Annotated in this window: 8 protein-coding genes; 3 read left to right on the top strand and 5 right to left on the bottom strand. The window is 69.0% G+C overall.

Annotated elements, in window-relative coordinates:
• Positions 1 to 2: 2 nt before the first annotated feature.
• From ACAM52_RS09660 to ACAM52_RS09650, 3 genes are all read right to left on the bottom strand, one after another.
• Positions 3 to 7,223 (bottom strand): hypothetical protein, encoded by a 7,221-nt coding sequence (locus ACAM52_RS09660; RefSeq protein WP_369646861.1) that lies wholly within the window; start codon positions 7,221 to 7,223, stop codon positions 3 to 5.
• 216 nt (positions 7,224 to 7,439) lie between these two features.
• The gene (locus ACAM52_RS09655; RefSeq protein WP_369646860.1) at positions 7,440 to 10,337 is read right to left on the bottom strand and encodes a hypothetical protein; all 2,898 of its coding nucleotides are present in this window, start codon (positions 10,335 to 10,337) and stop codon (positions 7,440 to 7,442) included.
• Positions 10,338 to 10,499: 162 nt separating this feature from the next.
• Positions 10,500 to 11,123 (bottom strand): hypothetical protein, encoded by a 624-nt coding sequence (locus ACAM52_RS09650; RefSeq protein WP_369646859.1) that lies wholly within the window; start codon positions 11,121 to 11,123, stop codon positions 10,500 to 10,502.
• Positions 11,124 to 12,013: 890 nt separating this feature from the next.
• On the opposite strand from ACAM52_RS09650, the gene ACAM52_RS09645 reads away from it, so the two are divergent.
• Positions 12,014 to 12,415, top strand: coding sequence for a GreA/GreB family elongation factor (locus tag ACAM52_RS09645; protein WP_062472433.1), 402 nt, complete (start codon positions 12,014 to 12,016; stop codon positions 12,413 to 12,415).
• 43 nt (positions 12,416 to 12,458) lie between these two features.
• On the opposite strand, the gene ACAM52_RS09640 is transcribed toward ACAM52_RS09645, so the two are convergent.
• Complete coding sequence (locus ACAM52_RS09640) at positions 12,459 to 12,689, bottom strand: hypothetical protein (RefSeq protein ID WP_369646858.1); 231 nt, start codon at positions 12,687 to 12,689, stop codon at positions 12,459 to 12,461.
• A 178-nt stretch (positions 12,690 to 12,867) separates the two neighbouring features.
• Between ACAM52_RS09640 and ACAM52_RS09635 the strand changes: the two genes are divergently transcribed.
• Positions 12,868 to 13,755 (top strand): peptidoglycan-binding protein, encoded by an 888-nt coding sequence (locus ACAM52_RS09635; RefSeq protein ID WP_369646857.1) that lies wholly within the window; start codon positions 12,868 to 12,870, stop codon positions 13,753 to 13,755.
• Between the two features lie 82 nt (positions 13,756 to 13,837).
• Positions 13,838 to 14,914, top strand: coding sequence for an MBL fold metallo-hydrolase (locus ACAM52_RS09630; protein ID WP_369646856.1), 1,077 nt, complete (start codon positions 13,838 to 13,840; stop codon positions 14,912 to 14,914).
• A 7-nt stretch (positions 14,915 to 14,921) separates the two neighbouring features.
• Here ACAM52_RS09630 and ACAM52_RS09625 read toward each other — a convergent pair whose 3' ends face one another.
• Positions 14,922 to 15,935 carry a zinc-dependent alcohol dehydrogenase family protein gene (locus ACAM52_RS09625; RefSeq protein ID WP_369646855.1) on the bottom strand — a complete coding sequence of 338 codons (1,014 nt, stop codon included), beginning with the start codon at positions 15,933 to 15,935 and terminating at the stop codon, positions 14,922 to 14,924.
• Between the last annotated feature and the right edge of the window lie 81 nt (positions 15,936 to 16,016).

Genomic DNA, 16,016 nt, shown 5'->3' with positions numbered 1-16,016 from the left:
CTTCATCGATCGGTCCGCTCGTCTTTCACGGGGGCTGCCGCGCCCGCCGACGCGGCACCCAGCGCCGTCTCGTCGAACTTGAAACGCAGCCGGACGTACGCGCCCTTGCTCGTGTAGTCGTTGGCCGCCAGGTCGCGGTCTTTCAGGCCCACGAAGTTGTAGCCCGCCGACACCCACAGGTCCTTCATGACCTGGTAGCCGACTTCGATGCCCAAGGTCTTCTGCAGGCCGCCGCCCTTGCCACGCAGCAGGCCGGCCTGCACGCCGAGGTCCCAGCTGTCGTTGAGGTCTTGCGTGTAGCGCGCCTGCAGCAGGTGCGCCCAGTAGGTGCTGCGCAGCAGGCCGTCGTCGGCGCGCGACCACTTGGCGGCGTAGCGCCCGTTGATCATGGTGCCGGGGCGCGGGTTGTAGTTGAGGTGGGCCGAGACGATGTCGGCGCTGGTGCGCCCGGGCAGCGCTGCGCTGCCGTTGCCCGCACCGAAGACGCTCGCGCCGTCGAGTGCGCCAGTCGAACTGCCGGTGCCGGTGACGCGCTCGGAACGGCGCTCGTAGCGCATGAGCGCGTTCCAGCTGTCGGTGTCCACCGGGCGGTAGGCCAGGCCGATCTGGTGGCGCGCCAGGTGGTGCGCGTTGCCGGCGTTGGCGCCCTGCCCTTCGCTGGCGCTCATCACGCTGCGCGCCAGCAGGCTCCATGACGCATCGATCTTGAAGCCGAAGCCCGCACTGAACAGTCGCGTGTCGGCGTCGTCGCCGTGGCGGCCCTCGAGGATGCCGCTGGCCTTGATGCGCGCGTCGGTGTATTCCACGCCGCCGGTGATGGCGGTGGAATCGCCCGCCAGGCCGCTGGCGTGGCCGGTGCCGTTGTTGCCGCTGTTGCGCAGCCCGCCGATCTGGCGCGTGTGCTCGACGCCACCGGTCAGGCGCCAGTGGTCGTCGACCCTGAAGGTGTTGCGCACGCCCGTGGCGGCCTGTGCCGCGCGCCCGTCGAGGCTGTCGGCCAGGCGGTACTCGCTGTACACGCGCCCGCCCTCCATGTAGGCGCTCTCGATGCCCAGGATGCCCACGTTGTTCGACTGCCCCGCGTTCAGCTCGTACGGCCCGTAGAGGCTGGAGACGAGTTCGTAGCGGCCGTACAGGCGCGTCTTGTCGGTGACGGCGTAGTTGCCGCCCACGGCGAGCACGTGGCGGTCGGACTTTCGGATGTCCTGCTCGCCCTCGACGAACACGTGGGCCTGCGGCACGCCCGGCACCTGCGCCGACAGGCGGGCGCGCACGGTGGTCAGGTTGTCGTCGTTGGCGTTGGCCTGGGTGCCGGCGTTGGCCGCCGCGCCGAGCGCGGTGACGTTGTTGGCGGCCACGCCGCTGCCGAGGTTGCCGCTGTAGGTGGAGACCTGGCCGTAGTCGAAGCCCGAGCCGCTGCCCAGGCCGGTGCCGTTGTGGCCGTGGCGCAGGCCGAACTCGCCCACCAGTTGCTCGCCGAACTTTCTCTGCACGCTGGCGGTGATGCCGCGGCGGGTGCCTTCGCGCAGGGCGTCCTGGCCGTAGAGCAGTTCGCCGCGCAGCGCGGTGGCGGCGTCGAGCCGGTACTCGGCGCGCGCCGAGGCTTCGGTGCGCCCGGCGGAAAAGCTCGCGCCGGGGTTGTCGAAGCCGGTGCTGGTCTTGCTCGCGAGCGCGGCCACGGCCAGGTCTTCGCCCTGGTGGCGCAACTCGACGCGGGCGCCGCTGCCCTTGCCGTTGCGGTCGGAGTCGGTCTGCACCCATTCGCCGGCGACGGTGGTGTGGTCGCCCAGGCGCGCCAGGGCAGTGACGGCACCGAGCTTGCGGCGGTTCTCGGGGTTCTCGTCGATGGCCGCGACCACGCCGACCTGCAGGTTCTTGGCCACCTTGAGCTGCACGTCGGCAGCGGCCACGGTGAACTTGGGGCCGCCCGCGTCGACCTCGTAGGTGACGCGGATCGACTGCGGGTTGAGGTTCGCATCGACCGACGCGATGGCGCGCGTGAACAGCAGGCGGCGCGTGAGCGGCTCGACGGTGTAGTCGACGAAGCGCGTCACGGTCGAGCGCTGCAGCACGAGGTCGGGCTGGTTGCGGTCGCGCACGACGATCTCGACCTGCTCGCTGTTCTCGACGAACTCGCCGCCCCTGGCGCCCAGGTAGTACGGGCCCGAGGTGCCGACCGCGCGAAACTCTTCCACCTGCTGGGTCTGCGCGGTGCGCGAGGCGTAGGTGGTGGTGCGCACCTCGCCGTCGTCGTAGACGTGCTTGAGGCCGGTGAGCGAGCGGCTGACCTGGCTCAGGCTGCGCACCTCGGTGCTGCTGGCGGTGCTGAAGTCGCCGTACAGCAGGTAGGAGCGGTTCTTGTCGATGCGCACGTAGAGCTTCTGCGTGCTCTGGGCGTCGAAGCCCTTCGCGGACGAGTCGCCGTACACGGGGTAGAACTCGTCGGGTCGGATGTCGCGGAACAGGCGGTCCTTGCGCGTCTTGTCGGAATCGTAGGCGGCGGTGAGCAGGTACTCGCCCTTGACGGCGCCCTTGAAGAAGAAGGCAGCGCGCACGGCCGCACGGCGCTTGTCGTTGCCCTCGTCGGCCAGGCCGGACAGCTCGGCCTCGAAGGCCGCGCCCGCAGGCATCGCGCCCAGCGGCACCTGGCCGCGCTTGGTGAAGTCGAGCACGCCTTCGACGATGCCGACGCCGATCATGGGGCGCAGCTCGGGCAGCAGCGCCAGGCGCGCCTCGGTCGTGAAGCTCGCGGCCGTCACGCGCAGGCGGGCGTCACCGGGTTCGCCGGGCGGCAGCAGGCGGAAGTCGGCCACGCCACCGTCCATGAAGACCTGCGTGCCGGGCTCGGCGGGGTTCAGGTCTTCGTCGAGCCAGCGGCCGCGGTCGGTCTCGAGCGTGAGCTGCGTGCGCGCGGTCACGGGCACGCCGGCCGCGTCGGTCAGGCGCACCTTCACGACGACGGGCGTGCGCAGGTCGGCCTGCGCCGAGGCGGGCACGTCGATGTGGATGGCGCCGAGCTTGTCGGGCGCGGTGACGCTGATCTGCTGCGCGGCGCCGCGCACGTTGCCGAACGGATCGACGGCTTCGAGCACGAGGCGGTTGACGCCGGGCCGCAGCACGATGCCGATGTATTCCCAGGCGCCGATCCGGCGGCTGGCCTGCTCGGTCTTCTTGCCGACGCGGCGCTCCTCGACGCCCTGGCCGTTGACGCTCAGGCGCAGCGCCAGGCCGGCCTCGCCCTTGACGCGCACGTTGAGCGAGGTCGAGGGCAAGGTGTCGCCGTCGCGCAGGTCGATGAAGCCGAGGGCGTTGCTTTCGATGCGGGGCAGCAAGGCCTCGAGGTCGATGGGGCTGGGGACGGCTTGCGGCGGCGCCACCGCGGCGGTCGGCTGCGCAATACCGCGGGACACGCGCATGCCGGTGAAAAGGCTGCCCACGGGGGATGCGCCATCCACCGCGGCGCCGCCGGTCGCCGCGCCGAGCGTGCTGCCCTGGCTGCCCGACGCGCCGCCGATGAAGCTGCTGGGCGACGCCGGTGCGGTGGGCATGGCGATCAGCGGCGCCGAGCTGGCCTGCGTGGTGCTGGTGCCGGTGCTGCCGCCCGCGCGCACCTCGCCGCTGGCAGGCAGCGCGCGCCGATCGCCCACGGGGACGATCCGGCCCTCGGGGTCCAGGCGCATGCGCACCTGGGCTTCGGCCTCGGTGTCGGGCACGGCGGCGATGGCTTCGCGCCGCGCGATGACGTCGCTCATCACCGCCGGTGCGTCGCAGTTGGCGACGACGAAGTTGGCCTTGTGGAACTCGCCCTTCTTGAGATCGACGAAGCGGCTGTCGGGGCGCCCGGCATTGCGGTTGTCGAGCGCTTCGAGCCGCGCGCCGGCGGGCAGCGTGGTGGCATCGAGCCGCAGCACGTGGGTGACGGGCTTGAGGCCGTACAGGCTCCACTTGCCTTCGACGTCGGTGATGACGTGCGTGCCGTCTTCCATGTACAGGCGCACGCCGGGCACGCCGATTTCGTCGACGCCCTGCTGGCGGCCGTCGCGCCGGCAGTCCATGTAGACCTTGCCGAAGAGGAAGGCGTCGTCGGAGAACACGCCGCCGGTCACGCGCACGGTCCATTGGGCGAGGTTCGACTGCATGGGGCCGGAGCTGGCGCGGGCCCGGTTGACGGCATCGCCGTTCGTCGGTGCGCCGACACCGACGCGCACGCGGTAGCGCACCGCGGCGGACTGGTCGATGCCGAGCGCGAGACCCGGTTGGTTGAAGACCAGCCGCGGACCGGCCCCGCCCACAGGATCGGCCGTGGCCGCACCGTTGAGCCGCGCACTGCCGGCCACGTAGGCGAAGCCCGGCGGCAACTGGTCGGAGAGACTGAGGCCGGTGACGGGAAAGCCGGTCTTGTTGGTGACGACCAGCGCGTAGTCGAGGAAATCGCCGAACTCGACCTGGCGCTTGCTGCCTTCCTTGCGCAGCACGAGGCCGAGCACGTTGCCCGGGTCGAGCGGGATGTGGTTGCGCAGCACGTCGCAGGCTGCGCCCGAGGACTCGAACCCGGCCTTGAGCGAGAAGTGATGGGTGGTGGGCTCCGCACCCTGCGGCGACGCAGCGTTCGGGACGATGGCGCCGCAGCGGTCGAAGGTACCGGGCGTGGCGGGGATGAGCTGCGAAGGCGCCGCGTAGGCACTGCCCGCGGGCGGCGCCACGCCCAGCGCATAGGTGCAGCTGCCGGTGACCGGCGGCGACAGGAAATAGAACTGATAGCCGCCGTCGGCGCCGGTGGTCATCGACAGGCTGCCGTCGGCGTTGGCGCGGTAGACGCCGCTGTCGCCGCCGAACACCTCGGCCAGGGCCATCGGCCGGGCAGCGCCGTCGCTGCACGACTGGCGGGTGAAGGTGACGACGGCGCCGGCCACCGGTTGGCGCGTGACGGCGTTGTAGACCACGCCCTGCGGGTCGGCCAGCATCGAGGACACGCTGCTGGCGCTCGCGGTGACGAGCGCGGCCGACGACGCAGAAGCGGTGTTCTGCTCGAAGGCGGCCGCCCAGGCCTTGTTGGTGAACGGCACGCGGGCGCCGTTGCTCGACGGCTTGCGGGTGACGCGCACGGTGAATTCGATGTCCTCGCTCTGGCCCGGTGCGAGGGCGCGGCTGCCGTCGGTGAGGCCGAGCGCGGCCTGCATCGGCAGCCGGAAGGGATCGGCGCTGGCGGCGGCCTCGCGGTCGCAGGCGGCGCGGCCGGTGAAGCCGGATGCGATCTGCAGCACGCCGTTGCGCACCTTCGGCGCGCCGACGAGTTCCCAGGCGGCGACGAGGCCTTCGGGCTTGTCCATGTCGAAGGTGCAATCGAGGTTGTCGATCACCCGCACGTTCGGGGCCGGGGCTGCGCCGGTGTTGCCGACCTTGAAGCGGTAGTCGAGTTCGTAGACGCCCTCCCCCACGCGGCGCGGCTGCGAGACGCTCTTCACAAGCGAGAGCACGGGCTGCTGCAGCTGCACCGGCGTGGGCGAGGTGTCGTTGCCGGGGTTGCCATCGCCGTCGGCATCGGGGTTGCTGCCGTTGACGGAGTCGTCGAAGACGGTGGGCGGGCCGCCAGCGGCGAGCGCGGCCTGTGCGCGCACGGTGTTGAGCAGCGTGCCCGCGCGACCCGACACGTGGAAGCGCACATCGAAACGCACGGTGAACTGGCCGCCCACGGGCAGCACCGCGCCGGGTGAGAGCAGGTCCTGCGCGGAGGCCGTGCCGTTGAACGCGGCGTTGACAGCCGCCACCGTGCCCGCCACGCCATTGCCCGGACCGCCGACGATGGTCAGGGTTCCGGGCACCACGGCGTACTGGCGCGCGCCCGGCACCGCGGCGGTCGTGCGGGTGCCGAACTGCGTCGCGCCCTGCCCTTCGAGCACGTCGGCCAGCTGCACGCCGTGCAGCGCAGTCGTGCCGTAGTTGCGCACATGAACGTCGAAGGTGACGGTGGCCGTGCCGTCGGGTTGGCCGTCCGCGCCGCGGTGCATGCGCGGCGTGGAGGCGGCCTTGGCGACGCCGATGCGGCCCTGGCCTTGCGGCGGCGCCACCGCGATCACCACCGTGTTCGACGGCGACGCGGCGGGTGCGACGCCGTCGTTGTACTGGCTGTGCGCGGTGTTGCGAATGTCGCCGGTGTGATCGGCCTTGACCTGCACCGCGAACTGCATGGCGATGGAGGCGTTGCGCGCGAGCGCGGTGGGCACACCGATGGCCACTTCGATCGCCGCGCCGTCTTCGGCGGTGCGGTAACTGAAGTCGGCGTCGCCGGGCATGCGGAACAGGCGCACCGCGCCGGCCGCCGTGCTCTGCAGGCTGCCAGGCAGGTAGCGCGTGCCGGTGGGCACGAGGTCGCGCAGCAGCAGCAGGCTGCGCGGGCTGCCGTTGACCAGCACCTGCGTGCCGGTGGGCGCGGCCGCGCCGCCGGGCTGCGCGTCGCGCGCGCCGGTGTTGGTGCCCGAGATGCTGAAGTCGATGCGCGTGCTGCCGGGCACGACGGCTCCCGCATGGCTGGCCGACTTGACCAGCGCGAGCACGGCGACGCTGCCCACGTCCACCGTGTCGCGATTGCTCGCGCTCGCGCCCTGCAGGGCGGTGATCGCGCTCAGCACCACGCAGGCGCTGCCGCTGGCCGCGGCGGGAATGGTGCCCTGCACCAGCAGTTCGGCCGTCTGGCCCGGCTCCAGCGCGAGCGTGCCGGCCGCACCGGGCAGCAGCACCAGATCGGAGGCGTCGACGACGCCGTTGTGGTTGGCGTCGCGTGCCACGCGCAACGCCGACAGGTCGAGCCCGTCGGCCGGACAGCCCGCGCCGTCGTTGACGAGCCCCAGGGTGTAGCGCGAAGCCACGTTGCCGGTGTTGGTGAGCAGATGGCTCAGCGTGACGACGGTTCCGGGCGGGCGGTTCACGCGCTGGTCCTGCGTGAGCGACAGCGCCTCCACGGGCAGCACGCTGGCGGTCACGGCATTGGAGATGGCCGTCTCGCTGCGGTCGAGGCCGGCTGGGACGTAGGTGCCCGTCGCGATGCTGCGGATCACGACGCCGCCGGGCGCGGGCACCGCCTGCGCGATCGGTGCGAAGAGCATGGCGAGCGCCACTGCGGTGGCGAGTGCGAGGCCGAAGGCCGCCATCGCGCTGCGCGCGAGCGCCCCGCAGCCCCACCACCGAGGCACGCCGGCACGCGAAGAAGAAAGAAGAAGTGGCACGCGGTGAACCTTCCCTGGCACCTCCCGCTGCGGGAGACACGTCAAACAGTCGAAGAACTCTTTCCTCTGCCGCCTCGAGGGCCGGCAAGGCACGGCTTGCATGCAGCGATGTGCGCGAAAGCGGCAGGGGAAACAGGCGAGGCACCGGGGCGAACCCGGGCCTCGCGGGAAACAGCCGACGGCCCTTGCGGAACCGTCGGCGGCGCCGATGTCAGATCAGGGGTTGATCTGCACGGCGAAGGTCAGCGTGACCTTTCCACCCGGGGCCACGGTGTTGGCCGCGCTGCCGCAGCTCACCGCGGTGGCAGTCGATGCGAAGACCGGCGTCGTACCGCCAATGCCCGGGGCTTCGCACTGCAACGCAGGCTGCTTCGCGCTCAGGACGGTGTACGCCGGCAGTGCGTCGTTGATGGCGATGTTGGTCACCGGCACGATGCCTTCGTTGGTGGCAACGACCTGGTAGACGATGCATTGGCCGGGCTTCAACTGCAGCGAATCTGCCTTGAAGACCGTGTCCGCCACGCCGTCACAGGTCGCGTCGGCCGCCTGCGTCTTGAGGACGCGGATCTGGCCGGTGATCACGGCCGTGATGTCGGTGGCCGAAGGCGTACCGCAGTTGGGGGCCGGGTCGGTGAAGGTGGCCGTCACCGTCGTGGTGTTGCTGACACCCGCGCTCACGCCGCCCGGCGCGAACACGCGCACCAGCAGCTTCTGCGCCGCACCTGCCGGCAGGCTTGCCAGCGGACCGTTCACCGGCGTGTCGCCGGCATCGATCTGGCCGTCGCCGTTGACGTCGAGGTAGACCGTGGTGGTCCAGCCTTGCGCCGCATCTGCCGCAGGCACCGTGGCTGTCAGCGTGTACGCGCCGCAGCTCTGGGCGCCGATGTTGGTCAGCGTGTGGGCATACACCACGGTGCCGCCTGGCGCGACCTGGCCGTTGTTGTTCGGCGTGAGCGAGGCGCCCAGTTGCAGCGCCGTCGAGGTCACCGTCACGGCGTCGGTCTTGACGTCAGACGCGATGCCGCCGGTCGAAGCCACCGCAGTGGATTGCACCTTGAAGTAGATCTTCACTGCAGTGACTGCGGCTTGCGAGGAAGGCGGCGTGACGCACGCTTCGACCGCCTGCTGTCCCCCGGCGATGACTGCGAGGTTCGAGATGGCCGGCGATGCACAAGTGCCGCCAAACGCCACGAACTTGACCGTCCAGCCTGCCGGCAGCGCGCCCGGGAAACCGGTCGTCTGGCTGGCGGCAAGGTTGTAGGTCGCGTCGACCACGTCGTGGTTCTTCACCCACAGCGTGAAGACCGTGCCGGTGCCGGCACCCGTTTCGTGGACCTGCGTCGGCAACGGGCTGGGGCCCGCGCCGAGGTCACCATTGGCAACACTGCCGGTGCCAGTACCAATCTTCGTGTTGGTCAGGTCGACCAGGGTCTCGATCACGCGCTCGAGGCGGTCTTCGGTCGCATCGATCTTCGTGTTGTCGTTCACGGAGCGACCGAGCACGGTGGCCACGTAGGCGCCGCCCACCGTGCCCGGTGGCAGTTGCACCTGCGTCACGATGTTGAGGCTCACGCCGGCCGGAATCGGGCCTGTGTCGGGAACGCCGTCGCCGTTCGTGTCCAGCAGCGGTGCGCCGCTGTCGGCCGCGAAGAACTGGAAGCTCGTGCCGGCCAGGAAGGTGCTGGCGGAGATCGACAGGTTCACGGCATCCGAGGCGCCGCCCGTGTTGAACACGGTTTGCGGGAACCGGACGCTGCCGCCTGCGACGGCCAACTGCCTCGTGGTCAGATCTTGCCCGGCGGGGTTCGGTGTGCCGGGTGTCGCGTCGAGGGCCGTTGCAGCCGTGGACGGGTTGGAACCCACCACGATGCCGAAACGCGCCAGGACGGTGTACGCCGACGGGTTGGAGGTCGAACCGACCGTGCCGATCAACGCCGCGGTCACGCCGGCCGGCGCGGTCGCGGGGTTGTAGCGGGCCACGTTGGTGGTGGTCGACGTACCGACCGCCGCGGTGCTGTTCACCAGCACCACGAAGCTCAGCGTTTGCGTCACGTTCGGGCTCAGCGAAGCCACCACGGCATTCAGCGTGTTGCCGGTCACCTGGAAGTCGATGCCCGACGGATCGCCGGCCGCACCGTCACCCAGCGCCGTGCCCGACGCACCGCTCCACACGGCCGAACCGGTGACGTAGGTCAACCCTGTAGGCAGCACGTCGGACAGCGCGAACTTGCCCGGCGCGCCGCCCGTGTTGTTGAACGTGAGGGTGTAGACCGAGTACTGGCAGTTCGCGTTCGATGCGAGACCGGCCGTCCAGCTCGTGGCGGTACAGGCAGCGGAAGAGCGCGGCCCGCTGGCCGACGGGGCCGGCCATGCGCCGCCGCCAGGTGCGGCGACCAATGGAACACCGATCGCCTTGGTGACGTTGAACACCGCATCGGTGGCCAGCTTGACCTCGTCCTTGTCGGCCGCCGAGGTGTTCGGCGCGATGTACAGCCCCGGAGTGCCCGGGGTGGCGGTGATCGTTGCCGCATCGAAGTTGCCGGTGCCGCTGGCCGAGCCCGGGATCGTGTAGGCCACGACGAAACGGAACGCGCCGTTGCTGCCGGGCACGCTCTGCGCCGGGGTCACCGTGCAGACGTCCGTGCCAGCTGCCGAGCAGAGCGCCGTCGTGCTGTCGGGCAGCCCGTTGCCGTCGGCATCGGCAAAGACCTCGACGCGCGAGAACTTGCCCGCGTCGGCCTTGACCGTGAGGGCGAAGGTGTCGACGCCATTGCCGGTATTGGTCAGCACGTGAGGCGCATAGACCGTGGCGCCGGCCGCGCCGGACTTGGTGTTGACGATGGTCGTCGTGACCTGGTTGACGCTGTCGAGCGTGAACGAGCCCACCTGGAGAACGGTGGTCTGCACCAGGTTGGAGGTCGCGACCTGGGTCGTCCCGGCGGCGTCCGAATAGCTGGCGGACGCCTGGTTGCCGATGACGGTGTTGGCGGGCGGCGACGCGGCAAATGCAGCCGGGCTTCCGAAAAGGAAGCCCAGCGTCAACGCTGCGGCGCCTGCCCAGGGCGCGCACGGCTTGCAGCCGCTGGCGCGTTGGGTTGGCTGGGTGGGAATCACGTAGTTTTCTCTTCTGTTGTCGATGAACGGGAACACGAAAGAACCTGGCCGGTACGTTTCGATGGGCGAACGCGTACCTGCCGACTGGCACTCGGAAACAAGAGATCGATGGAAAAGGCGGGCGCCCTCGCCTCGCGCAGCGCGCGAGGGCCGGCGCGGCCTTTACTTGCCGCGCGGGGGCGGCGTGGCGGGCGTGGGAGGCACAGCCGTTGGCGGCGCGACGGTTTCGACCTTGGCGCGCGCGCTCACGGCGAGGCTGCCGTTGGCGGGCAACTGGCCCAGGCTCCAGCGCAGCATGCGGTACTCGCTGTAGGGAACGGGTTCGGTCTTGCCGCCGGGCAGTTTGCGAACGAGCGGCTCGGGCTCGAAGACGGCGGTCTTGGTGGCGGCTTTCACGAGGCTGGCGCCTGGCTTGGCGCTGCGCGGCAGGTATTCCAGCCCCTCGGGGATCGGCAGATCCGCCACCAGCCCCTTGACCGGTTTGCCCGTGTTGTTGGTGTAGGTGGCCTTGTATTCGATGACGTCGCCCGGCTTGATGGTGGCCGCGTCCTGGAACTGTTCATTGCCGTCGGACCCCTTGACCACCTTCGACTGGGCGAGGACGACGGTCACGGCTTGGGCCGCGGCAGGTGCGCGCGGCGCCTCCAGCGAAGCGGTGGGTTGCGCGAACGCGACGGTCGCGGCGCCTGCGGCAAGCAGGACCAGGCCTGCGCGGATCAGCGGGTGGACCGCCCCTGCGCGGCCTCGCGACGACGACAAGAACAAGTCCCATGTGGATGCTGTCATTCAAACCCCAATTAACAATATTTGAAATTCACGTCGCAAAATTTGCAATCAACCTCTTATTGCAAACAAATAGCCAACATTGCTTGCAATTGAAGGCAATCGGCCACTTAGATTTTTGCGTACTGAATTCTTATGTCTCGGGGCTTTTATGGCAATCAAACAAAAGAACAGAGGATGCGCAAATGAGACATATTGAACAAACAAAATGCATCCACCATTTCGTTCGACCTGAAGCCCCTTCAATTGAAGCTTTCAAGCTTATGGGAGAGTCAAAACAATTGAGATCGAATGACAACAACAGCAACCCCAGGCGCACTCCCTATTCATGAAATAATATTTTCAATAAATTCAAGCTCATAGAATTAATTTGAAATCACTCATTCGATGCGGCACAAAAAATTATTCATTGATGAATTACAGAGAAATCCCGGTGGTCATGAAAATATCGAACTCGCAAAGAATCCGGTAAATATGAGCGCTTGCCCACCCTTTTCCCATCACTCATTCACGTCGTCTCGAATCACAGGTTTTTGATTTCAATTCAGGCGTTCTACTGATTGAATCCAGAGATTCCACGGCAATTCCTCGCTGCGCCCGTAGGGCCATAATTGGCCAATCTGGCCAGAATCCCCTACACTCGCGCCCCATGGCTCCCCTCTCGCCCCGTCGATACCCTGCGCGCGCAGCCCTGCCCATGGCAGCGGCCGGTCGTCGTGTGGGCGCCGTCGTCGCGGCGGCCACGTCGGTCCTCCGACGCACGTCCGCACATTCCTGAGCCCGGCGGTCCGCTACCTTCTTCTTGATGCGCACACCTTGACCGCCGGGCACCACACCGCGCGGTAGCGACCCTGTCTGTTGGAAAGGCGGGTTGCGTTCATCTGGAGTGCTTCATGCTTTCAACCGTTCACGGGGAGCGCACGCTCACCGAACTCGATTACGTCCGTCTCAGCAAATTCGCGGACACGCCGCTTCCCCCGGCCCTGGTCGATCTGCTCGACACGGCCGACATCCTTCCGTCACGGGAAATGCCCTCGGACATCGTGACGATGTACACCCAGGTGGAAATCGAAGACCTGCCCGCCGGACAGCGGCAGAAGATCGTGATCTGCTATCCCGCCGACGCGAACCCGACCACGGGCTTCATCTCGGTGTTCTCGCCCGTCGGCATCGGCCTGCTCGGCCAGAAGACCGGTGCGGTCGCGCGCTGGAAGACGCCCGGCGGCGGCGAACACAGCGCGCGCGTGATCGCCGTGCTGTTCCAGCCGGAAGCCAGCGGCGACTACACGACCTGAAAGTGCGCCGGTTCAGGCCGGAGGCCGGCGCCCCACCGGCCGGTCAGTGCTGCAGCACGCCGGCAACGCCGGGGCCCCTGCTCTTCGCACTGTCGATGGTCGCGCTGACGGAACTCGTGTTGACCGCCAGCGCCATCAGCACCGCCCCCACGAACGACGGATCGGCGCTGCCGCTGTAGCCCGACGCCCCGGCAATGGCCAGGGCCTGCGCCACCTGCTGCGTCGTCAGTTCGACGGCGGCTTCTCCCACGATATTCCTCTTCTTTGTGGCCATCTGAAAACTCCTGCGAATGGAGTTCGGACTGTAACCAAGCCCCAACAAGCGCCACAAATGTTCCTGACCGTGTGACTTTCGACACTGGCCCGCGCATCGGGCGGCCCGTATCGTCGCGCGGGCGCGGCGCCCGCCGGTGGGGCGGACGCCACATTGTTTTCATTTGACGGACAGGGACATGCCTTTTTCCAAACTCTCTCTCGCCAGCGCACTCGCGGGCCTGCTCGCGCTTTCCGGTTGCCAGACCATGGACATGCAGATGGGCGCTCCGGCGGCCAAGACCACGGCCACGGGCAGCGCCGCCGGCGGCGCCACCTCGGGCGAGAGCAGCCAGCTCGAGCGCTGCGAATCGCCGCTGGGCACGGTCTCGCTGATCGAGAACGTCAATGCCGGCTGGTACACCATCCTCACCGGCGAATACCGCCTGCCGCCCACGGCCAACCTGCTGCGCCTGCTGGTGCAGCAGTCGAACTGCTTCGTGGTGGTGGAGCGCGGCGCGGCCGGCATGAACGCCATGACGCGCGAACGCGCGCTGATGCAATCGGGCGAGATGCGCGGCGGCAGCAACTTCGGCCGCGGCCAGATGGTGGCCTCCGACTACGGCCTGTCGCCTGAGATCGTGTTCAGCAACAACGACGCCGGTGGCATCGGCGGCGCACTCGGTGGCCTCGTGGGCGGCGGCCGTGGCCGCGCCATCGCGGCCGTGGGCGCCAGCCTGCAGACCAAGGAAGCCAGCGCGCTGCTGACGCTCATCGACAACCGCTCGGGCGTGCAGGTGGCTGCGGCCGAAGGCAGCGCCTCCAAGACCGACTTCGCAGGCTTCGGCGGCCTCGGTGGCCGCGGCGGTGCCGGTGGCATCGGCGGCTACACCAACACCGCGCAGGGCAAGGTGATCGCGGCGGCCTTCATGGACGCCTTCAACCAGATGGTCCGTTCGCTGCGCAACTACAAGGCGCAGACGGTGCGCGGCCAGGGCCTGGGCGGCGGTGGCCGGCTGGGCGTGGACGGCGGCGCCGCCCCGTCGCAGACCTCGGCGCCGGGCGCCGCCCGCCCGCGCCGCAAGTAAGCGCGGCCGTCCATCGTCTTCGAAGTGACCCGGGCCGAATGCCGGCCGGGTTCACAATTCATCCCTCTGGAGGTGAAACACGATGGATGGTTTGGAAGAGTCGGCGGAAGCAGCCAAGGGCAAGCTCGTTTATCCCTTTGCGGAACTTCCGCCACGCGGCAAGTCGATCGAGGTCGCCGACGGGGTCCACTGGATCCGCATGCCGCTGCCCTATTCGCTCGACCACATCAACCTGTGGGCGCTGGACGACGGCGACGGCTGGGCCGTGGTCGACACCGGCGTGCGCACCGAGGAAACGGTGGCGGTCTGGCGCGAGCTGTTCGCCAATTCGCCGGACACGCGCGGCCTCACCCGCGTCTTCGTGACGCACATGCACCCCGACCACGTCGGCATGGCCGGCTGGCTCACGCGCAAGTTCGGCGTGCGGCTGTGGATGACCCGCTCCGAATACCTCATGTGCCGCGTGATGGTGTCCGACACCGGCCGCGAAGCGCCCGACGACGCCATCGCCTTCTACCGGCGCGCCGGTTGGGGCGAGGCGGCCATCGAGACCTACCGCACGCGCTTCGGCAACTTCGGCAAGCACATCCACCCGCTGCCCGACAGCTTCCGGCGTCTTCGCGACGGCGAGGTGCTGCGCATCGGCGCGCACGACTGGCGCGTCGTCACCGGCAACGGCCACTCGCCCGAGCATGCGTGCCTGCACTGCCCCGACCTCAAGGTGCTGATCTCGGGCGACCAGATCCTGCCGCGCATCTCGTCCAACGTGTCGGTCTCGCCCGTCGAACCCGATGCCGACCCGATGGCCGACTGGCTCGCGTCGCTCGCCAAGCTCAAGCGCGAAGTGCCCGACGACGTGCTGGTGCTGCCCTCGCACAACGAGTGCTTCCGCGGCCTGCATGCGCGCATCGACCGGCTGCAGCACGGACAGGAGCGCTCGCTCGACCGCTTGCGCAACGCATTGAAGACGCCGAAGCGCGCGGTCGATGTGTTCACGAGCCTGTTCGCGCGCAGCATCGCCGAATCCGACGTGCCGTTGCTGGGCATGGCGACCGGTGAAAGCCTGGCCTGCCTCAACTACCTGCGCCACCGCGGCGAGATCGCGTGCGACATCGCCGACGACGGGGTGGCCTGGTACCGGCTGACCTCCGCCGCCTGAGCGCCGCTCAGACCTCGAGCACGACCTTGCCGATGTGCCCGGCGCGCTCGAGGTAGCGGTGGGCCTGCACCACGTCGTCGAGCGCGAAGCTCCGGTCGATGCGCACGTGCAGCGTGCCATCGGCAAGCCCCGCATCGATGAACGCCAGCGCACGGCCCAATGCGGCCTCGTCGCGCGGCAACCCCATGGTGGCAGCACCCGTGTGCTCCAGCACCTTGTAGACGTGGAAGCGCCAGCTCTTGCGGAACTGCGCAATCACCGGAAACCTGAATTCGGCGCCGCCCGACAGGCCATACAGCACATACCAGCCGCCATGCGCGACCACGTCGCCGAGCCGCTCGACCAGCGCGCCGCCCACGCCGTCGTACACCAGTTCGACGCCGCGGCCCTCGGTGAGCGCCAGCACGCGCTCGACCACGTCTTCTTCGTCCGTCACGACCACATGCGTCGCACCCGCTTCCCGCAGCGCGTCGCGCTTGGCGGCCGTGCGCGTGACCGCGATGGCGGCGATGCCCGCCGCGCGCGCCATCTGCAGCGCCGCGATGCCGGTGCCCGATGACGCCCCGGTGACGAGCATGACCTGGCCGCGCTGCAGCCGCGCCATCTCGAACATCGGGAAGTAGCCCGTGAGGTAGGCCATGTAGGCGCCCGCAGCCTGCGCGGCCGACAGGTTGGCGGGATACCGCACCACGTGCGTGGCCGGAAAGAGGATGCGGTCGCCGTAGGTCGGATACAGCCCCTGGCTCGCCCCCGGCAGCACGGCAACCCTGTCGCCCACGCCCAGTCCTTCGACGCCCTCGCCCACCGCGTCGACGACGCCGGCGGCTTCGTTGCCCAGCCCCGCCGGCAACGTCGCGTCTTCGATGTACAGGTTCTCACGCCACAAGGCGTCGGCCCGGTTCAGGCCGATGGCCTGCACCGCGATGCGCACTTCGCCGATGCCCGGCGCGGGCACTGCGACCTCTTCGAGCTTCAGCACCTCGGCACCGCCGAATGCGTGGAAGCGAACCATCCTGCTCATGACAACTCTCCTTCTTTCTTGAATGACCGATGGCGTCAATCTAGAGGCCGCAGCGGCATCAAGGAAATCGATTCGCGGGAT

The organism is Variovorax sp. V118, assembly GCF_041154445.1.
In the GTDB taxonomy this organism is placed as follows: domain Bacteria; phylum Pseudomonadota; class Gammaproteobacteria; order Burkholderiales; family Burkholderiaceae_C; genus Variovorax; species Variovorax boronicumulans.
Note: the sequence above shows the minus strand (reverse complement) of the source record. Positions and strands in the feature narration are given on the sequence as shown.

Bases quoted from the DNA above. Each gene is read 5' to 3' on its own strand.
- ACAM52_RS09635 (WP_369646857.1), top strand. From the start codon at position 12,868: ATGCCTTTTTCCAAACTCTCTCTCGCCAGCGCACTCGCGGGCCTGCTC.
- ACAM52_RS09650 (WP_369646859.1), bottom strand. From the start codon at position 11,123: ATGACAGCATCCACATGGGACTTGTTCTTGTCGTCGTCGCGAGGCCGC.
- ACAM52_RS09640 (WP_369646858.1), bottom strand. From the start codon at position 12,689: ATGGCCACAAAGAAGAGGAATATCGTGGGAGAAGCCGCCGTCGAACTG.
- ACAM52_RS09630 (WP_369646856.1), top strand. From the start codon at position 13,838: ATGGATGGTTTGGAAGAGTCGGCGGAAGCAGCCAAGGGCAAGCTCGTT.
- ACAM52_RS09625 (WP_369646855.1), bottom strand. From the start codon at position 15,935: ATGAGCAGGATGGTTCGCTTCCACGCATTCGGCGGTGCCGAGGTGCTG.
- ACAM52_RS09645 (WP_062472433.1), top strand. From the start codon at position 12,014: ATGCTTTCAACCGTTCACGGGGAGCGCACGCTCACCGAACTCGATTAC.